Source organism: Streptococcus sp. AS14 (genome assembly GCF_000286495.1).
GTDB lineage: Bacteria > Bacillota > Bacilli > Lactobacillales > Streptococcaceae > Streptococcus > Streptococcus sanguinis_P.
On the sequence record NZ_ALKI01000018.1, the window covers coordinates 222533 to 245183 of the forward strand.

Annotated in this window: 22 protein-coding genes; 5 read left to right on the forward strand and 17 right to left on the reverse strand. The window is 42.4% G+C overall.

Features of this window, described 5'->3' with window-relative positions; all coding sequences use genetic code 11:
* Positions 1 to 5: 5 nt before the first annotated feature.
* Positions 6 to 635 carry a CBS domain-containing protein gene (locus HMPREF1150_RS00960; protein ID WP_002900467.1) on the reverse strand — a complete coding sequence of 210 codons (630 nt, stop codon included), beginning with the start codon at positions 633 to 635 and terminating at the stop codon, positions 6 to 8.
* A 245-nt stretch (positions 636 to 880) separates the two neighbouring features.
* On the opposite strand from HMPREF1150_RS00960, the gene ppdK reads away from it, so the two are divergent.
* Entirely contained in the window at positions 881 to 3502 is a 2622-nt protein-coding gene (gene ppdK / locus HMPREF1150_RS00955) for a pyruvate, phosphate dikinase (protein ID WP_009660488.1), read from the forward strand.
* A gap of 184 nt (positions 3503 to 3686) precedes the next feature.
* Positions 3687 to 4103, forward strand: a complete 417-nt coding sequence (locus HMPREF1150_RS00950) for a DUF6556 family protein (RefSeq protein WP_004187116.1) — start codon at positions 3687 to 3689, stop codon at positions 4101 to 4103.
* 71 nt (positions 4104 to 4174) lie between these two features.
* Here the strand turns inward: HMPREF1150_RS00950 and HMPREF1150_RS00945 are convergent, their stop codons facing one another.
* The 8 genes from HMPREF1150_RS00945 to HMPREF1150_RS00910 all read right to left on the reverse strand — a co-directional run bounded on the left by HMPREF1150_RS00945 (position 4175) and on the right by HMPREF1150_RS00910 (position 12337).
* Positions 4175 to 5245, reverse strand: a complete 1071-nt coding sequence (locus tag HMPREF1150_RS00945; protein WP_009660359.1) for an ABC transporter substrate-binding protein — start codon at positions 5243 to 5245, stop codon at positions 4175 to 4177.
* A complete protein-coding gene (locus HMPREF1150_RS00940; RefSeq protein WP_002924949.1) occupies positions 5242 to 6015 on the reverse strand; it encodes an ABC transporter permease in 774 nt (257 codons plus the stop codon). The genes HMPREF1150_RS00945 and HMPREF1150_RS00940 overlap by 4 nt, the downstream gene beginning before the upstream one ends.
* Positions 6012 to 6818, reverse strand: a complete 807-nt coding sequence (locus HMPREF1150_RS00935; protein WP_002909869.1) for an ABC transporter permease — start codon at positions 6816 to 6818, stop codon at positions 6012 to 6014. Before HMPREF1150_RS00935 ends, HMPREF1150_RS00940 begins: the two co-directional genes overlap by 4 nt.
* Entirely contained in the window at positions 6799 to 7956 is a 1158-nt protein-coding gene (locus HMPREF1150_RS00930; protein WP_009660477.1) for an ABC transporter ATP-binding protein, read from the reverse strand. The genes HMPREF1150_RS00935 and HMPREF1150_RS00930 overlap by 20 nt, the downstream gene beginning before the upstream one ends.
* A 180-nt stretch (positions 7957 to 8136) precedes the next feature.
* Positions 8137 to 9042 carry a UDP-N-acetylmuramate dehydrogenase gene (murB, locus tag HMPREF1150_RS00925; protein WP_009660283.1) on the reverse strand — a complete coding sequence of 302 codons (906 nt, stop codon included), beginning with the start codon at positions 9040 to 9042 and terminating at the stop codon, positions 8137 to 8139.
* Positions 9043 to 9149: 107 nt separating this feature from the next.
* The gene (locus tag HMPREF1150_RS00920; protein ID WP_009660329.1) at positions 9150 to 10061 is read right to left on the reverse strand and encodes a hypothetical protein; all 912 of its coding nucleotides are present in this window, start codon (positions 10059 to 10061) and stop codon (positions 9150 to 9152) included.
* 121 nt (positions 10062 to 10182) lie between these two features.
* Positions 10183 to 11049 carry a homoserine kinase gene (gene thrB, locus HMPREF1150_RS00915; protein ID WP_009660269.1) on the reverse strand — a complete coding sequence of 289 codons (867 nt, stop codon included), beginning with the start codon at positions 11047 to 11049 and terminating at the stop codon, positions 10183 to 10185.
* Between the two features lies 1 nt (position 11050).
* On the reverse strand, positions 11051 to 12337 hold the full coding sequence (locus HMPREF1150_RS00910; protein WP_009660498.1) for a homoserine dehydrogenase: 1287 nt from the start codon (positions 12335 to 12337) through the stop codon (positions 11051 to 11053).
* 142 nt (positions 12338 to 12479) lie between these two features.
* Here HMPREF1150_RS00910 and HMPREF1150_RS00905 point away from each other — a divergent pair, with 142 nt between their 5' ends.
* Positions 12480 to 13445 carry a polysaccharide deacetylase family protein gene (locus tag HMPREF1150_RS00905; RefSeq protein WP_009660361.1) on the forward strand — a complete coding sequence of 322 codons (966 nt, stop codon included), beginning with the start codon at positions 12480 to 12482 and terminating at the stop codon, positions 13443 to 13445.
* A 103-nt stretch (positions 13446 to 13548) separates the two neighbouring features.
* Here HMPREF1150_RS00905 and HMPREF1150_RS00900 read toward each other — a convergent pair whose 3' ends face one another.
* The 8 genes from HMPREF1150_RS00900 to HMPREF1150_RS00865 form a co-directional block, all read right to left on the reverse strand.
* Positions 13549 to 14505 carry an ABC transporter permease gene (locus tag HMPREF1150_RS00900; protein ID WP_009660512.1) on the reverse strand — a complete coding sequence of 319 codons (957 nt, stop codon included), beginning with the start codon at positions 14503 to 14505 and terminating at the stop codon, positions 13549 to 13551.
* Positions 14506 to 14507: 2 nt separating this feature from the next.
* Positions 14508 to 15563: an ABC transporter permease gene (locus tag HMPREF1150_RS00895; protein WP_002906683.1), complete on the reverse strand. Its 1056-nt coding sequence runs from the start codon at positions 15561 to 15563 to the stop codon at positions 14508 to 14510.
* Positions 15556 to 17088: an ABC transporter ATP-binding protein gene (locus HMPREF1150_RS00890; protein ID WP_009660337.1), complete on the reverse strand. Its 1533-nt coding sequence runs from the start codon at positions 17086 to 17088 to the stop codon at positions 15556 to 15558. Before HMPREF1150_RS00890 ends, HMPREF1150_RS00895 begins: the two co-directional genes overlap by 8 nt.
* A gap of 136 nt (positions 17089 to 17224) precedes the next feature.
* Positions 17225 to 18280 (reverse strand): BMP family protein, encoded by a 1056-nt coding sequence (locus HMPREF1150_RS00885; RefSeq protein WP_009660277.1) that lies wholly within the window; start codon positions 18278 to 18280, stop codon positions 17225 to 17227.
* A gap of 71 nt (positions 18281 to 18351) precedes the next feature.
* Positions 18352 to 18741: a cytidine deaminase gene (locus HMPREF1150_RS00880; protein WP_002906685.1), complete on the reverse strand. Its 390-nt coding sequence runs from the start codon at positions 18739 to 18741 to the stop codon at positions 18352 to 18354.
* On the reverse strand, positions 18728 to 19390 hold the full coding sequence (gene deoC, locus HMPREF1150_RS00875; RefSeq protein WP_009660297.1) for a deoxyribose-phosphate aldolase: 663 nt from the start codon (positions 19388 to 19390) through the stop codon (positions 18728 to 18730). The genes HMPREF1150_RS00880 and deoC overlap by 14 nt, the downstream gene beginning before the upstream one ends.
* 17 nt (positions 19391 to 19407) lie before the next feature.
* Positions 19408 to 20685 carry a pyrimidine-nucleoside phosphorylase gene (locus tag HMPREF1150_RS00870; protein WP_009660385.1) on the reverse strand — a complete coding sequence of 426 codons (1278 nt, stop codon included), beginning with the start codon at positions 20683 to 20685 and terminating at the stop codon, positions 19408 to 19410.
* 1 nt (position 20686) lies between these two features.
* Positions 20687 to 21274 (reverse strand): class I SAM-dependent methyltransferase, encoded by a 588-nt coding sequence (locus HMPREF1150_RS00865; protein ID WP_032905767.1) that lies wholly within the window; start codon positions 21272 to 21274, stop codon positions 20687 to 20689.
* Positions 21275 to 21368: 94 nt separating this feature from the next.
* Between HMPREF1150_RS00865 and coaA the strand changes: the two genes are divergently transcribed.
* Both coaA and rpsT read left to right on the forward strand, forming a co-directional pair.
* On the forward strand, positions 21369 to 22289 hold the full coding sequence (coaA, locus tag HMPREF1150_RS00860; RefSeq protein WP_009660476.1) for a type I pantothenate kinase: 921 nt from the start codon (positions 21369 to 21371) through the stop codon (positions 22287 to 22289).
* A gap of 70 nt (positions 22290 to 22359) precedes the next feature.
* Positions 22360 to 22596, forward strand: a complete 237-nt coding sequence (gene rpsT, locus HMPREF1150_RS00855) for a 30S ribosomal protein S20 (RefSeq protein WP_002895661.1) — start codon at positions 22360 to 22362, stop codon at positions 22594 to 22596.
* Positions 22597 to 22651 lie beyond the last annotated feature (55 nt).

Genomic DNA, 22651 nt, shown 5'->3' on the forward strand with positions numbered 1-22651 from the left:
TCCTCTTATCTATTAACCTCAGCACTTCTGGCCTCTTGAATAATATAGTCCAGCAGAGCTGACTTGGTCACAGTTCCTAAAATTTTACGCTCATTATCCTTATCCACTACCGGCAGTGAATCAATTGCAAAATCCTGCAAAACTGCTGCCGCTTCCAAAATATTCATATCCTTGTAGCAAGTTTTAATATGGGGCATTCGGGTCATGCAGACCGCTACGGGTGTGCTGTCAATGTTGGTATTGAGCGAGGCCCGCAGCAGGTCCTTACGCGACAAAATCCCCAAGAGCAGCTTATGCTCATCAATGACATAGAGAACATCCGCATCATACATAAATAAGGTAATAATGGCATCTTGAATAAAAGAATCATGAGATACCAAAACAGGCGAAGTCATAATCTCTGCCACTTCCTTTCGAAAGGTATCGAAAAAGAAAAGCGTCTCTAAATCCGAGCCCGAGTATGTGTAACCAACTTTAGGCGTAGCCTTCAAAATCCCAACCAAGGTCAGAAAAGACAAATCCGAACGCAGAGTCGCTCGAGAAATATCGAGTAATTCTGAAATTTTCTCGCCGCTGAGTGGCTGGTGTTCTTTAACAATTTCTACAATTTTCTTTTGCCGTTCACTTAATTTCAAATAGGTCTGACTCCTTCGTTCTTTATAATAGATGATTAGCCTGATTTCGCTTAAAATTTAGGAATTATCGCTCATATTTCATTTTCAGATATTTAAATAATCATCATTTTGTAACACATTATAACAGATAAAGAAAAATTGTCAATAAAACAGGATACTTTTTTCGGTTGACAAATATATGTGATGTATATTACAATGTAGTTGTCCTACAATATGACACATATTTCATAATTTTGGAGGTAAATATGGCGAAATGGATTTACTCCTTCGAGGAAGGATGTGCAGATGACAAAGCTCTTCTTGGCGGAAAAGGAGCCAACCTAGCTGAAATGACCAATTTGGGACTGCCTGTCCCTCCAGGTTTTACTATTACTACAGAAAGCTGTATCGAATATTTAGAAAGCCCTTATTTCTTTGAATCTTCTTTAAAAGAAGATGTTTTGAAAGCGGTTACTGATTTAGAAGAGAAAACAGGTAAATATTTCAGCGGCAACGACTCTGCCTTGCTCTTAGTGTCTGTTCGAAGCGGAGCCAAGTTTTCCATGCCGGGCATGATGGACACTATTCTCAATCTAGGTCTAAACGATTTAAGAACCCAGACTCTGGCTGAGCAGACCAATGCTGACTTTGCCTACAACTGCTACCGCCGTCTGCTGCAAATGTTTGCTGATGTGGTTTATGGCATTTCCAAGGATGAGTTCGATGACCTATTGGGCTATTTTGAAAAGAATGCTGGCAAACAGGCCAAGGATTTCACATTGGAAGAACATCAAGCGTTGATTGACCAGTACAAGCAGCTTTATCGTGAGCATCATCAAACCTTCCCGCAAAGCTCAAAAGAACAGCTCTATGCAGCTATCAAGGCGGTCTTCAAGTCTTGGAATAACCCTCGAGCTAAGGTTTACCGCAACTTGAATGATATTCCTCATGACTTGGGAACTGCGGTGAATGTCCAAGCCATGGTTTTCGGAAATAGCGACCAAGCCAGTGGTACAGGAGTTGTCTTTACGAGAAACCCTGCCAGCGGTGAGCATCAGCTATTTGGCGAATTTTTGCTCAATGCTCAAGGAGAGGATGTCGTAGCCGGCATTCGAACTCCTGAGCCTATTGCTGCACTTGAGACGGCTCTCCCTCAGGCCTATGCAGCCTTCCAAGACTATGCTAAGATTCTCGAAAACCACTACAAGGACATGCAAGATATCGAATTTACCATCGAAAAGGGTAAACTCTATATTCTCCAAACTAGAAACGGTAAACGTACCGCCAAGGCATCTTTGAAAATCGCCTTAGATCTGGTAGACGAGGGCATTATCAGCAAAAAAGAAGCTCTCCAGCGCGTATCTCCTGCTACTATTAGCCAGCTCATCCATCCTGTATTTGAAGAAAAAGCTCTGCTAGATGCTCCTTTCTTGGCTCAAGGATTGCCAGCAAGCCCTGGTGCTGCAACTGGCGAGATTGTCTTTACAGCTGAGCGTGCCAAAGACTACCACTCCTTGGGTAAAAAGGTCATTTTAGTCCGCCAGGAAACTTCACCTGAAGACATTGAGGGCATGGTTGTCAGTCAGGCCATCGTAACCAGTCAGGGCGGTATGACCTCTCACGCAGCTGTCGTAGCCCGGGGAATGGGAACCTGCTGTGTGGCTGGCTGCAGTGAGCTGAACATCAGCGAGGAAAGCAAGACCGTTTCCTGCGGAAATCTTGTCTTGACCGAGGGTGACGTCATTTCAGTTGATGGCAGCTCTGGACGCATTTATAGCGGAGAAATTCCGACCGTCCTAATCGAAAATGACCAAGAACTCCACCGCTTGCTTTCATGGGCAGATGAGTTCGCACAGCTCAAAGTCCGTGCCAACGCAGAGACCGTTCAGGATCTGAAAACAGCTATTAAGTTTGGGGCAAAGGGCATTGGTCTGGCTCGTACCGAACACATGTTCTTTGGTCAGGAACGGATTCTGGAAATGCGGCGTCTGATTCTAGCCGACAACGAATTGGAAACCAGATCCGCCCTCAAAAAACTGCTGGAGTTCCAAGAAAAAGACTTTTATCAAATGTTCCAAGCAGTTCAGGACAAACCTATGATTATCCGTCTTTTGGATCCGCCGATGCATGAATTTCTACCTAAAGATTCACAGGAAATCAAGGCTTTGGCTGACAAGCTGCACAAGTCACCAGAAAAGCTGACTCGCCGCATTGAGCAGCTGCAAGAAAGCAATCCTATGCTGGGCCACCGCGGCTGCCGTCTGGGGATTACGCAACCAGAGATTTACAAGATGCAGGTCGAAGCCGTCTTCAAGAGTGCTATCAAGCTGAGTCAAGAAGGATTGACTGTCAAGCCAGAAATTATGATTCCGCTGATTGCAGACAAGGCCGAGCTAGACTCTGTCAAATCCTTTCTCATCCAACATATCAACAAGCTCTTTAGGCATCAAGGTCTGGAGCCTTTCCCTTATGAAATTGGCACCATGATTGAACTTCCGCGTGCCTGTCTGGTTGCAGACCAGCTGGCTCAGGAAGCGGACTTCTTTAGCTTTGGTACTAACGACTTGACCCAGATGACCTACGGTTTCTCACGAGACGATATTGGAAAATTCATCGGCCATTATAAGGAGAAAGAAATTCTTCCTTTTGATCCTTTCCAAAGTATTGACCAGGACGGCGTTGGTGAATTGATGCGCATAGCTATCAGCAAAGGGCGTCAAGTCAAGCCTGACCTTCCTATCGGCATCTGCGGTGAGGTCGGTGGCGATCCGGCTTCCATCCCCTTCTTCCAAGAAATTGGTGTCACCTACGTTTCCTGCTCTCCTTATCGGGTTCCAGCAGCTAGGCTGGCTGTCGCTCAAGCGGCACTCCAAGATGAGAAGGCGTAATTACTTTGCTATTCTAGCTCAAGAAGCTGCTCAATCTAAATTTGGGCAGCTTCTTTTCTTAAGAGCAATCTTCTGTGTGCGTTTTCATAAATAAAAATTTGATTTTTTAAAGACATTTTCAGATAAAAAACGTATAATGAGAGATAAGAAATCATTGAAATTTTAAAAGGAGATTCTTGCAAGCATGGAAAACTATTCTCGTAGTAATAAAAATAAGACAAAATCATCTAAAAAACCTACTAAACAGCATATTAAAACCGGCCTTTCAGCCTTCCAAAAGACTATTGCAACGGTTGCCAGTATCTTGTCTATCATCATTGCCAGCATCACGATCATGAATCTGACTGGCCAAAAGGATGAAAAATCAAAAACTGATACCAGCAGCTCTACTGCAACGACTACCATCATCAAGGAAATCGAAAAAGAAACTAGCAACCCTGCTTCAACAACTGCAACTGATACAGCAGCTTCCAGCAGTGATACAGCAGCTGTTGAGACTAGTTCGTCTAGCTCTGCTGCAGATACAGCAGCAGGCGACACTAGTGCCTCTAGCTCTGCTGCAGATACAGCAACCAACACTCAGACAGAAGCTTCAAACTAAGCAAGCAGAAAACGCCTAGCTCATTGAGCCAGGCGTTTTTCTTGTATTCATCAAGTAACCTTATTTGACTATCACTTACGATACATCTTGACTTGAAGATAGAGGTCATTGTAGGTTCCCAACCATTTAGGGCCCAACTGCTCATAAACTTCCAGATGTTTCATCGTTTCCTCAGTCGGATAAAAGGCCTCATCTTCCTGAATCTCCTTAGGCAACATGGCCTTGGCAGGAAGATTTGGTGTCGAATAACCAACATAAAGGGCGTTCTTATAAGCATTTTCCGGTCTCAGCATAAAGTTAATAAACTGATAGGCTGCTTTTTTATTTTTGACTGTTTTGGGAATGACAATATTATCAAACCAAAGATTGCTGGCTTCTGTAGGCACGACATAGCGCAGGTCTTCATTGGCCTCTAGCATCTGACGAGCCTCACCAGAAAAGGTCACACCGATAGCTGCATTGTTCTGAATCATGTATCCCTTCATCTCATCAGCCACAATGGCCTTGATGTTTGGCGTCAGAGTGTAGAGCTTGTCGACAGCCTCCTGCAACTGATTTGCATCTTTGGAGTTTAGACTATGGCCATCCGAGTTCAGACCAAGTCCCATGACTTCACGGGCTCCGTCAATCATCATGATGGAGTTTTTGTATTCAGGACGCCAGAGATCGTTCCAATGCTCCGGAGCTTTATCAACCATTTTTTCATTGTAGACAATGCCCAGCGTTCCCCAAAAATAAGGAATCGAATACTGATTTCCAGGATCGAAAGGCTGGTCTAAAAAGTCAGATCCGATATTTTCCAAACCTTTAATCTGGCTATGATCTAGCTTTTCCACCAAGCCTTCCTTCATCATCTTGGCAATCATATATTCACTGGGAATAGCAATGTCGTAGGTTGTGCCGCCCTGCTTTACTTTCGTATACATGGCTTCATTGGAGTCAAATGTATCGTACTGGATTTGGACACCAGTTTCCTTAGTAAACTCAGTCAGCAGCTCAGGATCAATATAGTCACCCCAGTTGTAAATAACTAACTTATCGCTTTCCTTACTCTGCGTCCGACTTTCGATCTGGTAACTAACACCCCACAAGACTAAGATAATCAGCAGAATCCCCGCTAAAAATGAATAGAGCTTTCTCATACGGCCTCCTCCTTCTCACGGGTGATAAAGTAATACCCAATTACCAAAGCAATGCTGAAGAGAAAGACCAAGGCTGACAGGGCATTGATTTCCAGAGAAATTCCCTGACGAGCGCGGGAGTATATCTCAACAGACAGAGTCGAGAAGCCATTGCCAGTAACGAAGAAGGTCACAGCAAAGTCATCTAGCGAATAGGTAAAAGCCATGAAGTAGCCTGCGATGATGGCTGGAGTCAGATAAGGCAGCATGATTTCTTTCAGCATTTGCAATTGACTGGCGCCTAGGTCATAGGCTGCCTTAATCATATCATCATTCATTTCCTTCAGACGCGGAAGAATCATCAACACCACAATCGGAATAGAAAAGGCCACATGGCTAGCCAGCACAGAAAGAAATCCCAGCTGGAATTTAGCCGTGGTAAAGAGAATCAGGAAACTAGCCCCAATCATGACATCCGGTGCCACCATGAGGATATTGTTGATAGACAGAAAGGCATCCTGATATTTCTTGCGGGCTTGATAGATATAGATGGCTCCAAAAGTCCCAATCAGAGTCGCAATTAATGAAGACAGGAAAGCCAGAAAAAAAGTCTGAACCAAAATCAGAATCAGCCGTGAATCCTCAAAGAGATTCTGGAAATGGCTGAGACTGAATCCTGTAAAACGATTCATGTCTTCCCCAGCATTAAAAGCATAAGCAATCAGGTAAAAGATGGGGATATAAAGCACCAAAAAGACAAAAGCCAGATAGAGATTTGCAATTTTTTTCATCGCCCTCTCCTTTCCTTGGTTGCCCACATGGTAAAGAGCATAGCAACAATCAGTACCACACCGATAGTAGAGCCCATGCCCCAGTTTTGAGTAGTCAGGAAGTGCTGCTCAATGGCAGTTCCCAGAGTAATCACTCGATTACCACCGATTAAGCGAGTTAGCATGAAGAGACTGAGACTAGGGATAAAGACTGACTGCACTCCGCTTCTGACACCATTCAAGGACAAAGGGAAAACAACCCGGCGGAAAGTCTCCCAGCGATTGGCTCCCAAGTCGTAGCTGGCATTGATAAGATTAGGATCCAAATCATCTAGAACGTTGAAAATGGGCAGAATCATAAAGGGCAGCTCGATGTAGCTGGCTACAAAGATAAATGAAAAGTCCGTAAAGAGAATCTGCTGCGGTCCTACTCCGATAAAAGTCAGAAATTGATTAATTGAGCCATTCTGACCAAAAATTCCGATAAAAGCATAAGCTTTAAGCAGGAGATTGACCCAGGTCGGAAGGACAATCAGCATCAGCCAGAGCTGCTTGTGCTTGAGCTGAGTCAAAAAGAATGCGGTCGGATAAGAAATCAGCAGGGTTACAACAGTAATAATCCCCGCATAAAGGACCGAGTTCAGACTCATCTTGAGATAGGTCCAGTTCTGCGACGTAAAGTAGGTCTGGTAATTTTCCAGCGTAAACTGCCCTTCAATGTTAAAGAAGGATTTCCAGATAATCATGACAACAGGTGCCAGTACAAAAAGGAAAATCCAGAGCAGGTATGGCAAGAGAAAAAGATTAGAGGTTGTTTTCTTCATCTCGTTCCTCCTCAATGGCATTGATCAGACCCGCTTCTTGCTCTTCTACTTCTACATATTCTTCGATACGGGCATCGAATTCTTCTTCAGTTTCATTGAGACGCATGATGTGAATATCCTCAGGCTCGAAATGCAGACCAATTTCTTCACCAACAATGGCCTTGCGAGTCGAGTGAATCATCCATTCATTGCCCAGTTCATCATAAGCAATAATCTCATAGTGAACGCCACGGAAAAGCTGGGTATCAACTTTAACCTGTAGCTTGCCTTCTTCTGGCAGAGTAATCCGCAAGTCCTCCGGCCGAATCACCACTTCAACAGATTCATTTGGACGCATCCCGCCATCCACTGCTTCAAAGCGCTTGCCATTAAACTCAACCAGATAGTCCTCAATCATCTTACCTGGCAGAATATTGGACTCGCCAATGAAGGTTGCAACAAAGTGATTAATAGGCTCGTCATAAATATCAACAGGCGTCCCCGACTGAACAATTTCACCGTCATTCATAACGAAAATCCAGTCGCTCATAGCTAGGGCTTCCTCTTGGTCATGCGTGACAAAGACAAAGGTAATACCCAGACGCTGCTGCAATTCCCGCAGCTCATACTGCATGTCCGTGCGCAGCTTCAAATCCAGAGCAGAGAGCGGCTCATCCAGCAAGACAACCCGCGGCTGATTAATGATCGCCCGCGCGATGGCTACACGCTGACGCTGACCACCCGACAGTTTGCGAATAGAACGGCGCTCAAAGCCTTCCAGCTGAACCATTTTCAGTACTTCAGCAACCCGCTCTTGAATTTCTTTTTTATCAACATTGCGCAGACGCAGTGGAAAGGCAACATTTTCAAAAACATTCATATGCGGAAACAGTGCATAGGACTGAAAAACCGTGTGGACGTCTCGTTTATTAGTGGGAATATCATTGATGCGAACACCATCAAGAAAAATATCGCCGTCTGTCGCGTCCAAAAGACCAGCAATAATGTTCAGAATCGTTGATTTTCCAGAGCCAGAAGAGCCCAGCAAAGTATAGAACTTTCCTTCTTCCAGCTCGAAATTAATATCTTTCAGAACGACAGTATTATTATCTTCAAAAACTTTTGAAACGTTTTTAAACTCGATGATTGGTTTTTTCAATTGTCATAAATTCCTTCTTTCTCGTATTAACAGATTAAGGGTTCTGTCAGACCGCTGCTACCTCGTGAGGGCTGTAAAGGCCCTTTATAAATTCCGTGTCGATAGGCTTTCACCCCCTTACTAAGTTGCAGCCAGCTGCAGTACCTGATCCAGCATACTTCTACTGGAAATCAATCTGTCTTACAGAGATTCACCAATGATGCGGACTTCGCGCTCCAGAGTAATACCTGAATTTTCCCGTACCCTTTCAATCACATGGGCAATAAGATTTTCATAATCTTGAGCCGTTCCTTTATCGACGTTAATCATAAAGCCAGCATGCTTCTCGGATACTTCTACACCGCCGATACGATGCCCCTTGAGACCTGCCTCACTAATGAGTTGACCAGCAAAGTGACCCAAAGGACGCTTGAAAACAGAGCCACAGGATGGATATTCCAAAGGCTGCTTGAGCTCCCGCAGATGGGTTAAGCGCTCCATTTCCTGACGAATCGTTCTGTGAACACCAGGCGAAAGAGCAAACTTAGCAGAAATAATAATGTCGCCTGTTTCCTGAACTAGTGAGTGACGATAACCAAACTTCATATGTCGAACGTCCAGCGTTTTGACTTGACCCTGAGGAGTCAGTACCTTACAAGATACCAAAACATGAGCAATCTCGCCGCCATATGCCCCAGCGTTCATAAAGACAGCTCCGCCGACGCTACCAGGAATTCCACAGGCAAACTCAAAGCCAGTCAGACTATTCTGCAGGGCGATATGGGTTGTCTGAATTAGATTAGCTCCAGCCTCTGCCTCAATCATATAGCCATCTACCGCTACATTGTTGAGCTTGTCAAACATAATAACGAAACCTCGGATACCGCCGTCTCGCACAATGATATTACTGGCATTTCCCAGCACCATCCAAGGAATGTCTTCATGATTGGCAAAATTGACAATGCGAGCCAGCTCAAAACGATTGCGGGGGAAAACTAAGAAATCAGCTCCGCCTCCGACCTTTGTGTAGGTGTATTGACTCAAAGGCTCATTGAAGCGAATGTCGATTCCTTCTAATTCGGTTTTTAATTTCTCTAGTTTTTGCATGATTTTCTCTCTTTTATGTAAACAAAATACACTCTATTATATCAAAAATCTATGGCATTTACGATAGATTACAAAGAAAAAGCTGAGAAAGGTCAGCTTTTTAATGATTATAATTGCCTAGTAGCAAAACGTTGTGTTTGAGTAGAAAGAGCATTCCTGATGGCACCGAAAGCTCCCGCTCCAGTGAAAACATAGAGCAAGATCAAGTTGAACCAATAGTTATCTGGGATGATTCCATTAAAAATTGATTCGTTGACAGCTGAAAATGCATCAAATACATTCGCATCTGGATATTCTCGAACAAGTAACAAAGCATAGTCAAACTGATTGACTAAGAAAGTCACCAAGACCATAAACACGATACTAATAGCAATACCTGCTTTAGATAGCTTTTTACCTAGCAACTCATACCCTTTGATAGTACAGTAACCCATGGCCAACCCTCCAGCAACAGCCACATAGTTCATCTGCGCAATCAACAAGATCACCGCTCCTCCGATGAGACTGCCAACAAAAGCACCAACAATACCACCAACGATACTTTCTTTTTGATTGTCATAGTTCTGATTTTCCAGCGAAAGACCTGAACTCAGAGTCTCAAAGCTTTGCCGTGACAAAATCAGGATATTTCCTCCCAATTGATAGACATCAATCTGCCCAGGCTCACCACTCTGCTCACAAACATTTACAAATCCTCTTTCCTTGAAAAAGACAAGTGCTTCTTGAACAGCTTGTGCAAGAGCTTGATTAGTCTTGGCCTTAGCATAAAGTACGAGCTTGTAGTGATTCAGTTGGCTACTGGTTAGAACCTCTGAGTTTTTAATCAAATCATCAAAGGCATTTGGCGCAGTAAAAGCATCGCCAGCCTTAACAGAAAAACAAATCCTATATTGCTTTCTTTTCTCTGTGGGCTCAATATAGAGCGTGTAACCTTCTATCTGTCCGAAGACAAGAGACGAAAATTCATCAAACTGTAGGCCTAGCTCAGTCGCTAGAGCCTGTAATTCTAAATGATCCATAAAGTGAATTATCCTCCTTTAAGCTAGCCCCATTATAGCACAGTTAGGTATAAAAAGATAGGGATATCAACTCCATAGCTTAGAAATGAAAAAAGAGGCTCATGGTGAACCTCTTGATGATTTATTTTTCTACTCGCACACCCTCAGTATCCACCTGAAGCCGGAAGATTTGTCCCTTGAAATTCTGTTTTTGCAGAAGCTGATAAATCATCTCCGTCTTGTGCTTAGGCGATAAGACCATAACAGTTGGTCCCGCTCCTGAGATATAGGTTGCATAAGAGCCTTTTTTTCTGGCTAAGAACTTAATATCTGAAAATTCCTTGATCAAAGGTTGACGGTATTTTTCGTGGAACAAATCAGACTCGATAGCCCGACCAGCGATTTTCATATCACCTTTTAAAAGGGCTGCAATCGCAACATTGGCAATAGAGCTAGCCGCAACAGCTTCCTTGTAAGAAAGCCGATTTGGTAAGACTTGGCGGCTCTCAACCGTCCGAAGCTCATAGTCTGGGATATAGGCGATGAAGTCTGCGTCCGGAAAGTCCGCTACCACAGCCGATACCTGATTCCTAGACGAGCTAGATACGACCAAATTACCATAAATCGCTGGCGCAACATTGTCAGGATGACCTTCAATCTTTGTAGCGATTTTTAGCTTCTGATAATCCGACAAATTAAGGTGAGCCAGCTGGTTGGCCAATTCAATCCCAGCCACAATGACCGAGCTAGAAGACCCAAGTCCACGAGCCAATGGAATATCACTAGACATTTTCAAACGGCGTGGCTGAATATCTGGAGCCAACTGCAGGGCAATCTTAACCAGTAAATTGCGCCGGTCCTTAGGAATTCTCGGATTGAGGTCATGTTCAATCACCCACTCCTTACTTTCTTCCAAGACTTCAATTTCCAGATATTTTGACAGAGCTACCCCAACGGAGTCAAAGCCAGGACCGATATTGGCACTGGTCGCTGGTACAATAATTTTCATCTTAATCTCCTAATACTTTGAAGGTATTGAGCAAGTCAAACTCAGCAACTTCTTTGAGCTTAGCAGTGACATTTTCCAGCTGTGTCTTGCTGACAGCATGGGTAATAATCACCACGCGCGCTTTCTCACCGTCCGTACCTTCCTGTAGAATCTGCTTAAAGGAAACATCCTCAGCATTGAAAATCTCAGCCAAATGCAGAACTTGACCTTTCGAGTCAGGAGCCAAGATAGAGAAGTAATAGCTGCTCTTCACATCTTCAGGCTGAGCCAGTACTAACTCACGACTAAATTCATTAAAGGACTTGCCAACTGTTCCTTCATTCAAACGGCGGCTGATACGGACAATATCCGCCACGACACTAGTTGCAGTCGGTTTTTGACCAGCTCCCGGTCCATAATACATGGATTCTCCGATACCGATGGACTCAACAAAGACAGCGTTCATCACCCCATTGACACTAGCAAGCGGATGCGCTTTTGGCAGAAAAGTTGGAGCTACTTCTGCTGCAATACCAGATGCTGTTTCTTCGATAGAACCTACCAGCTTGACTACATAGCCCAGGTCTTGAGCAACAGCCACGTCTTCTGGTGTGATATGACGAATTCCCTGATGACCCACATCTTCAAACTTAACATTCATACCAAAAGCGAACTGGCTAAGAATGACCATCTTGTATGCCGCATCAATACCATCTACGTCATTGGTTGGGTCGCTTTCAGCAAAGCCAAGGCGTTGCGCTTCAGCAAGAGCATCTTCATAAGACCAACCCTCTTCTACCATCTTGGTCATCATAAAGTTAGAGGTTCCATTGACCACACCCAAGATACGAGTGATTTTGTCAGAAGCCAATGAATTAACCAAGGTACGGAGGATTGGAATTCCGCCGGCAACAGCTGCTTCATAGTAGAGAGCCACATTTTGCTTTTGAGCAATTTCCAGCAACTCCGCTCCGTGAACAGCCAGTAAGTCCTTATTAGCTGTGACCACATGTTTGCCAGCTTCAAGAGCACGAGTGATGAAAGTTTTCGCTGGCTCGATTCGTCCCATCAATTCTACAACGATAGTAATCTCAGCATCCTTCAGAATTTCTTCAACATTTGTGACAAAGTTAAAGTTATTTCCAGCTACTAAAAGACGCTCTTTTTCAGCATCATCTTTGACCAATACTTTAGCAACCTCAATCTCTGAATGAGCTGCTTGAACGATTTTTTCTCCGTTTTCTTTCAGCAAAAAAGGCACACCGCTGGCCACTGTTCCAAAACCAAGTAAAGCTATTTTAATAGACATGAAGCACTCCTTGAAAATTTCTTGTATAAAAAATATTATAACAAAATTATATAAAAATGCCTACAAAACTACTTCTTTATTTGTTATAATAGATGTAAATTTCCGCAAGGAATTGTAATTTTTTTTTAAAAAAGGAGATATTATGACAGGAAAACACAGAGGAAATCGCATGCAGCAACGCAAAGCTAGGAAACGAGCTATTTTACTTTCTCTGACAAGTTTATTACTTTTTCTCGTCCTGATTGTAGGTGGCTTTTCTTTACTAGCCAAGCTGCAAAACTCGCACAACCAAAAAGAAGCTAATAACGTGTCAACGAACCAGGTTAATACTTCATCTAAAACTTCGTCAGCACCGACTCGGGAAAAAAAGACAACTTCGGATGACAACAGTAAAGACAAAGTCAAATGGGTCAAGCAAGACCAGCCAGTTCAAGTTCCTATCTTGATGTATCATGCCATTCACATCATGGACCCATCAGAAGCAGCTAACGCCGGTTTGATTGTGGACCCAGCAACATTTGAAAGCCATCTGAAAGCCTTGAAAGACGCAGGCTACTATCCACTAACACCAGCAGAAGCATACAAAGTACTGACGGAAAACGTCCTGCCAGAAAATAAAAAAGTCGTCTGGCTGACCTTTGATGACAGTTTAAAGGATTTCTATACTAATGCCTTTCCGCTTCTCCAGAAATATGACATGAAAGCAACCAATAATGTCATTACTGGATTTGTTCAAGCGGGTCGTGAAGATATGCTGACGCTAGATGAGATAAAGGAAATGAAGGACAAAGGCATGTCTTTTGAAGACCATACCGTCAACCATCCCGACCTCTCAGCGACTGCAGAAGACCAACAAAAAATTGAGTTAAAAGACTCCAAGTCTTACTTAGACAAAGAACTGTCTCAAACAACAACAACCGTTGCCTATCCATCTGGACGATACAGTGATGCAACCTTGCAGATTGCTGAAAGCCTTGGCTATAAAATGGGACTGACAACCAATAACGGTCTAGCTTCTCTATCCAATGGCTTGCTCACACTCAATCGCGTTCGCGTTAACCCAACCACTACTGCAGAAGACCTGCTAAATGAAATCGCAACAAACTAATCTTAAAAGCTTGCTTCACCTGAAGCAGGCTTTTTTTATTCCTATGATTATAGCTACTTTCAAATATCAAAAAACACCAGTTGCAAAGAACTGGTGTAAAGGTTTATTTAGACTTGATGTAGTTGATACCATCCGCTTTCGGAGCAACTGATTTACCAAAGAAAGCGGCTAAAACAATGATTGTCAATGCATAAGGCGCAATACGAAGATAAACCGCAGGTATATGAGCAAGGAAAGGAATCTGAGTAGAAACAACAGCTAGGGCTTGGGAAAGTCCAAAGAAAAGACTTGAAAGCATAGCACCTATTGGATTCCATTTACCAAAAATCATAGCAGCTAAAGCGATAAATCCAGGGCCAACAATCGTCGTAGCAGAGAAATTAACCGAAGCAGATTGAGCATACAAAGCTCCACCTATTCCTCCCAAAAACCCTGAAATCAACACTCCATAGTAACGCATAAGATAAACGTTAATCCCTAATGTATCAGCAGCTTGAGGATGTTCACCTACTGAGCGTAAGCGAAGCCCAAATTTCGTCTTAAACATGATGAACCAAGCTAAAAATGAGAATCCAACAGCTATGTAACCCATCAAGCTAGTATTTTTAAAGAAAATATCTCCAATAACAGGAATATTAGACAAAATCGGAAAATCAAATTTACCAAAAGATAAATCAATATTATTAGTTTGTCCTTTTCCATAAATAGCCTTCACAAGAAAGACGGCTAAAGCTGGCGCCAGCAAGTTCAGTACAGTACCACTAACAACATGATCAGCACGAAAATTAATGGTTGCTACTGCATGAATCGCAGAAAAAATGAGACCAACTAAACCACCTGCGAGAAGAGAAAGCCAAATAGTCATTCCTCCTAAGCTTCCAGCGAAAGTCAGGTTAAAAACAACTCCTGTAAAAGCTCCCATGACCATGATGCCTTCCAAGCCAACGTTAACAACACCAGCATGCTCAGAGTAAGCACCTCCAATACTGGTGAAAATGAGAGGAGCTGCATAGACCAGCATATTTGATACAAGTATTGTTAGAATAGCAACAATATTCATCTTTACTCTACTCCTTTCATTCGTTTTTTCGGTTTGATATATTTTTCAATAATGTAGTGAGCACTTACAAAGAAGATAATAGAAGCTGTTACAATATTGACAAGTTCTGGAGGAATAGTAGCCGTTGTCATACCAGGCGCACCAGTTTGTAATGTTCCAAGTAGAAACGCAGCAAAAATGATTCCGATAGGAGAGTTGCTAGCAAGAAGAGCAACTGCCATACCATTAAATCCAACAGCCAGAGATCCTGCTTGAACATAAACATTCTGGAAAGTACCTATACCCTCAACTGCTCCTCCAATACCACAAAGAGCTCCAGAAATCACCATTGAAAGAATAATAGTACGTTTCGCCGACATCCCTGCATAATCTGAAGCATTTGGATTGAGACCTACTGAGCGAATTTCGAATCCAAGTGTGGTTTTCTTTATGATAAACCAAATTACAGCGACAGCAATCAAAGCAATGAAAATTCCAATATTCATGCGTGACTTAGTAAGCTCTGTAAGAAAGTCTAGACGATAGCTAGCGTTTGCCGAAACAGGAATACTTGATTCGGAATCAACCATTAGTTTTTTAGGAAAATTCCGAATAATTTCATTTCCAGCAAAAAGAACAATATAGTTCATCATAATGGTAACAATAACTTCGCTTGTACCTAAAAATGCTCTTAACAAACCCGGAATTAAACCGATTAAACCACCAGCAACTGCTGCTACAAGGACAGTCAGCGGTAACATTGCAAAACGAGGAATGGTTGGAAAAGATAGGGCAAACCAAACAGCTGCAATCCATCCTGCCAAAGCTTGACCAGGTAAACCTACATTGAAAAAACCAGCACGGCTAGCCACTGCAAACCCAAGAGCAATCAAAATTAGAGGCCCCATGGTTCGGAAAATTTCTCCAATATTTTTAATGGAACCAAAAGCTGTTTTGAACAACTCTTCATAACCCCACAAGGCATCATAACCAAAAATCCACATGATGATGGCGCCAAGTAAGATTCCTAAAAGAACTGAAATAAAAGGAATAGCAATTTGCTGTGTTTTTTTATCCATTAGAACCCTCCTTGATTTTTCCACCAGCCATGAGAATACCAAGCTCTTGCTTATTAGTTTCAGATGGTTTTACAATTCCTTGAATCTTTCCATCGTGAATAACAGCAATACGGTCTGATAAATTAAGAATTTCATCTAATTCAAAGCTGACAACAAGAACGGCTTTCCCTTTATCACGTTCAGAAATTAAGCGCTTATGAATATACTCAATCGCACCAACATCCAATCCGCGAGTAGGTTGACTGACAATTAATAGATCTGGATTACGATCAACTTCTCGAGCAATAATAGCTTTTTGTTGATTTCCCCCCGACAAAGCACCTGCTGGAACAAGTTCACTAGCTGCTCTAACGTCAAATTCTTCCATTAATTTACGGGCATATGAATTAATTTGATTATAATTCAAAACACCTTTGTTACTGAGCGGTTCTTTATAGTAAGTCTGGAGGGCAATATTTTCAGAAAGCATCATTTCAAGTACCAAACCATCACGATGACGATCCTCAGGTACATGGCTTACTTGCATTTCTGTAATCTTTCGTGGAGAAAGTCCTACAACTTCCCTTCCTTTGATTTTAATACTTCCTGATTTTACTTTTCGAAGTCCTGTAATAGCCTGAATCAACTCACTCTGACCGTTACCGTCAATCCCAGCAACTCCTACGATTTCACCTGCATGAACATCAAGCGAAAGCTCTTTAACAGCTGGTACACCACGATTCTCATTCACTATCAAATCAGAAATTTGAAGTACAACGTCTTTCGGTTTAGCTTCTTCCTTTTCAGTAACAAAAGAAACCGAACGTCCAACCATCATTTCAGCCAAATCTTTATTTGAAACGCCCTCAATGCTAACAGTTTCAATTGATTTTCCACGGCGAATAACTGTGACACGATCCGCTACTGCTCGAATTTCATCTAGTTTATGAGTAATCAGGATAATAGATTTCCCTTCTTTAACAAGAGTTTTCATAATATCCATTAATTCCAAAATTTCAGCAGGAGTCAATACTGCCGTTGGCTCATCAAAGATCAAAATCTCGGCACCACGATAGAGGGTCTTCAGGATTTCTACACGTTGTTGGGCACCCACAGAAATATCTTCAACCTTAGCTGTTGGGTCAACAGCTAAGCCATAGCGTTCTGATAATTCAAGGATATCTGCATTAGCTTTTTTCAAATCTAATACACCTTTATTCGTTATTTCGCTACCAAGAATAATGTTTTCAGCAACAGTAAATGCTTCAACCAACATAAAGTGCTGATGAACCATTCCTATTCCGAGAGCTGCAGCCCTAGAAGGAGAATCCAATTTTTCCGATTTTCCGTTGACAAAAATTTCTCCACTAGTTGGCTCTAAAAGACCAGCCAACATATTCATCAAGGTAGATTTCCCAGCTCCATTTTCACCAAGAAGTGCATGAATCTCACCTTTACGCAGTTGTAGGTTGATTTTGTCATTTGCGACAAATTCACCAAAAACTTTGGTTATCTCACGCATCTCAATGACATTTTTATGTGCCATTAGAGTATTCCTTTCTAGAAAATTATATTTTATTTCAGTAGAGCCTACTAATCAAGTTAGTAGGTTCTATTGAGACAAAATGTCTCAATACCCTAAAAAAGCAACCCAAGAAGGTTGGGTCGCTTCTGGATCTTTATTATTTTTCAGGTGCTTTTACACTACCATCAATAATCTGTTTCTTAGCATCTTCTACAGCTTTTTTAGCATCTTCAGATAGGTTAGAAGTTGTCAATTCAACTCCACCATCTTTCAAACCAAATGTAATTACTTTTCCACCCGGGAATTTACCATCAGCAGTTTGAGTAGCAATATCTTGAACAGTTTTGCCAACTTGTTTTAAGCTGGAAGCAAGTACAAAGTTAGATTCCTTGCCATCTTTAGACTTGTATTTGCCTTCTTCAGCTTGATCACGATCGACACCGATTACCCAAACTTTTTCGTCTTCATTTTTCTTCTCATTCAAGTCTTTTGCTTCTTTAAAGACACCTGCTCCAGTACCACCAGCAGCTTGATAAACTACATCAGCTCCTGCGGCATATTGGGTTGCAGCAATAGTTCTTCCTTTTTCAGGATTATTAAAGTCTTCAGCATATTGAATATCAACTGAAATATCTTTGTTAACAGACTTCACTCCTGCTTCAAAGCCTTTTTCAAAACGAGTTATAACTTCGCCACGTGCCCCTCCAATAAAACCAACTTTGTTAGTCTTCGTAGTTTTTGCAGCAGCAACACCTGCAAGATAAGCAGCTTCATTATCAGCAAAAACAGCAGATGCTACATTCTTCTTGTCTTTGATAACAGAATCAATAATAACATAATTAATATCAGCATTTTCATCAGCAGCAGCTGTAACAGCAGGTGCTAATTTATAACCAACGCCATAAACTAATTTATAGCCATTTGTAGCTGCTTGACTGAAGTTATTTGCAAAATCCGCTTCACTTGTAGACTGGTAGTAAGTAAAGCCGTTATCTTTAGAAAGACCGTTTTCTTTACCCCAAGCTTGCAGACCTTCCCATGCAGACTGGTTAAATGACTTATCATCAACACCGCCAGTATCAGTTACGATAGCAGCCTTCAAATCAGTTTTCGCGTTTGAAGAATCTGAGCGAGAAGCACGGTTTCCACATGCAGCAAGTCCGAATGCTGCGACAGTTACTAGACCAAGACCTAGCCATTGTTTTTTGTTCATTTCTGAACCTCCTAAATAAGATGTGCAACACAGTTGCAAGTTTGAGTTTGGTCAGATGACCGATAACAGACTTATGTTAAATCTGTAAAAGAATATGGAAGTAATTCCTTGACCGTCATCACGACCGTCGATTTATCTTTAGCGACCAAGGTCACTTTTAGATCCTCAGCAAAAAATTCTGCCATTACTTGGCGGCAGGCACCACAGGGCGATATGGGTTTTTCCGTCTCACCATAGACAATCAGCTCCTCGAAGTCTAAAGCTCCTTCTGAAACCGCCTTAAATATAGCTGTCCGTTCTCCGCAGTTGGTCAGACCAAAACTGGCATTTTCAACATTAACGCCGGTAAATACCCGTCCGTCTTTAGCGACTAAAACCGCTCCGATAGGGAAATGAGAATAGGGAACATAAGCATTTTTGCTTGCTTGGACAGCCAAGTCAATCAACTCAGTAGTCGCCACTAGCTTCTTCTCCCTTCATAATCGCCACACCAGCTGAAGTTCCGATACGAGTCGCACCTGCTTCAATAAAGGCCAGCGCATCTTCATAAGAACGAGCACCGCCAGAAGCCTTGACTCCCATGTCAGGACCAACTGTTTTTCTCATAAGGGCAACATCTTCAACTGTCGCACCGCCAGTTGAAAATCCCGTAGAAGTCTTAACAAAATCAGCTCCAGCTTTCTGAGCTAATTGGCAGGCCTTAACCTTCTCCTCATCTGTCAGCAGGCAAGTTTCCAGAATCACCTTGACCAAGGTACCGTTTGCAGCTTCTACAACCGCACGGATGTCTCGCTCTACCAAATCATAATTTTTAGACTTCAGAGCGCCGACATTGATGACCATATCCACTTCGCCCGCACCCTTTTGGATTGCGTCCTTCGTTTCAAAAGCCTTTACATCGGAAGCGTTGGCTCCTAAAGGAAAACCAATTGGCACACAAACCTTGACATCTGAGCCTTTCAGCTGCTCCGCAGCAAACTCTATCCAGGTTGGATTGACACAGATACTGGCAAAATCATAAACTTTTGCTTCTTCAATTAACTTCAGAATCTGCTCTTCTGACGCTTCAGGTTTTAAAAGCGTATGGTCTATGTATTTGTTTAATTTCATGTTTGCTTCTCCTAGAATTAAGCAATAACCTCGATAATCTCGTTTACTGCAACGCTTTCATCACCTATTTTAACATTTTTTTGAAATTCTGTAACTAGTTCTTGAGAAATTTTTTCATTTGAATAAATTTTTGCGAAAACTTCTCCAATTTCAACCTTGTCTCCGACTTTCTTTTCGAAAACAATTCCTGTTTCATAATCCAAGTCGTCAGATTTAACTGCCCGTCCTGCTCCAAGTCTCATAGCAAAGAGTCCGAATTCCATAGCAGGCAGTTCAGTGATATAACCTGCCTGTTCTGCTTTCACTTCTATAATATGAGCTGCACTTGATGGACGATAGAGGTCTTCCAAGTCACCGCCTTGAGCAGCAATCATAGCTTCAAATTTCTTCAAAGCAGCGCCAGTAGTCAACTGTTCTCTCACTTCTTCCACAGTTTTCTCAACATCTGCCAGTCCGAGCATAATCTGAGCCAACTCACAAATGAAAGTTGTGATATCCTCACGGCCCTTGCCCTGCAAGATATCCAAGGCTTCTAAGATTTCCAAACGATTGCCAATGCTGGTTCCCAAAGGCTGACTCATATCTGTGAGAACAGCTACTGTTTTTCTGCCGACAGCCTTGCCCAAATCTACCATAGTACGTGCTAGTACACGAGCGTCATCAATATTTTTCATAAAGGCGCCTTCACCGACCGTCACATCCAGAAGGATACTGTCTGCACCAGCAGCAATCTTTTTACTCATGACAGAGCTCGCTATCAGCGGAATCGTATCAACAGTTGCGGTTACATCTCGCAAGGCATAGAGTAATTTATCCGCTAGCACCAACTGATCAGACTGACCAATAACGGACAAACCGATTTCCTGCACCTGCTTGATAAAGTCTTGCTGATTGCGCTCTACCTGAAATCCTTTAATGGATTCCAATTTATCAATGGTTCCTCCAGTATGGCCCAACCCGCGGCCGCTCATTTTAGCAACAGGCACACCGAAACTAGCTACCAATGGTACCAAGACCAGAGTTACTTTATCACCAACACCGCCAGTAGAATGTTTATCTACTTTTATTCCCGCGATTTCTGACAAGTCAAACTGCTCTCCAGTTCCAACCATGGTCATGGTTAAATCCGAAATTTCCCGAGTCGTCATGCCCTTAAAATAGACAGCCATCGCAAAGGCTGCCATTTGATAATCAGGCACCGTCCCGTCCACATAACCCTCAATCAGCCACTGGATTTCCTGACTGGTCAGTTCCAGACCGTCTCTCTTCTTTTGGATAATATCTACAGCACGCATCCTATTTTTCACTCCTTAGTATATAGTAGCCTTTGTCCTTCTTAACAATCTCACAATTACCGAAGATAGCTTCCATCTTCGACTTGGCACTGGGTGCTCCCTGCTTTTTCTGAATCACAAGGGTCAAATCTCCGCCTTCTGTCAAATGCTCATAGCTTCCGCTGATAACCTCATGTACAACTTGCTTACCAGCACGGATAGGCGGATTACTGATAATATGGTCGAAAAAGCCACTGACCTTTTCATAAACATTCGACTGGAAGATATGAGCAGATACCTGATTCCTCTCAGCATTCTTCTGAGCCAAGTCCAAGGCCCGCTGGTTGATATCTACCATGGTCGCAGCCACTCCGTACGCTTTGGCTAAGGTCAAACCTAGAGGCCCATAGCCGCAGCCAACATCCAGCACCCGTTCTCCAGCTTCAAAGTCCAAGACAGACAAAAGAACCCGACTGCCATAATCAATCATCTTTTTACTGAAGACACCAGCATCTGTCAAAAAAGTCAGCTGCTGTCCTAACAGTTCTACATTTAATTCATGAATATCATGTTTGGCATCAGGATTTTCTGCAAAATACATTTTAGTCATACAACCATTTTATCATAATTTTCCTAGATTTGTAAATCGTTTTCATTTCTCCTAAAAGTATGTTATACTAAAGTCCATCATACAGGAGTAACTTATGACTAACGAATTTCTTCATTTTGAAAAAATCAGCCGCCATACATGGCAAAACCTGCATCGTAAAACAACTCCGCCTCTGACCCAGGCCGAGCTTAACTCTATCAAGAGTTTCAATGACAAGATCAGCCTGCAAGACGTGACGGACATTTACCTCCCCTTGACCAATCTCATTCAGATTTACAAACGTTCTAAGGAAGACTTGGCTTTTTCCAAGGGGATTTTTCTACAAAAGGAAAGCCGGAAACAGCCCTTTATCATTGGAGTTTCTGGCAGTGTGGCCGTTGGGAAATCTACCACCAGCCGTTTGCTGCAGATTCTGCTTTCTCGGACTTTTTCAAATGCGACAGTCGAGCTGGTTACCACAGACGGTTTTTTATTTCCCAATCAAATTTTAGAAGCTAATGGCATTTTAAACCGCAAGGGATTTCCTGAAAGCTATAATATGGAGTTACTTCTTTCCTTTCTGGATAGCATAAAAAACGGTCAGGATTTCCAAATCCCCGTATACTCGCATGAGACTTATGATATCGTCCCTCAGGAAATGCAGGAGGTAAAGGCTGCAGACTTTGTTATTGTTGAAGGGATCAATGTTTTCCAAAATCCTCAGAACGAGCGCCTCTATATGACAGACTTTTTTGACTTTTCTATCTATGTCGATGCAGAAGTCGATAATATCGAAAATTGGTATCTGGATCGCTTTAAAAAAATGCTGACTCTGGCTGAAAACGACCCCAAAAACTACTACCACCGCTTCACCATGCAATCAGAAGAGGAAGTAGTAACCTTCGCCCATAATGTCTGGAAAAGCATTAACCTTGTCAACCTGCTAGACTACATTGAGCCAACCCGCAATCGGGCAGAAATTATCCTGCATAAAGCCGGAAATCATGAAATTGATGAAATTTACTTAAAAAAATAAAAAAGCTTGTCAAATCCTAACTTTTCATATATAATTAGATAGTTAGTATTTTCAATGGAGGTGAAACAACTTGGCAAACATTAAATCAGCTATCAAACGCGCTGAATTGAACGTGAAACATAACGAAAAAAACTCAGCTCAAAAATCAGCTATGCGTACTGCAATCAAAGCATTTGAAGCAAACCCATCTGAAGAACTTTTCCGTGCTGCTAGCTCAGCTATCGATAAAGCAGAAACAAAAGGTTTGATCCACAAAAACAAAGCAAGCCGCGATAAAGCACGCCTTTCAGCTAAACTTGCTAAATAATGCATACAAAGGGAGCTCTCAGGAGCTTTTTTTGTTTCTCACATAAAGGAGGTAG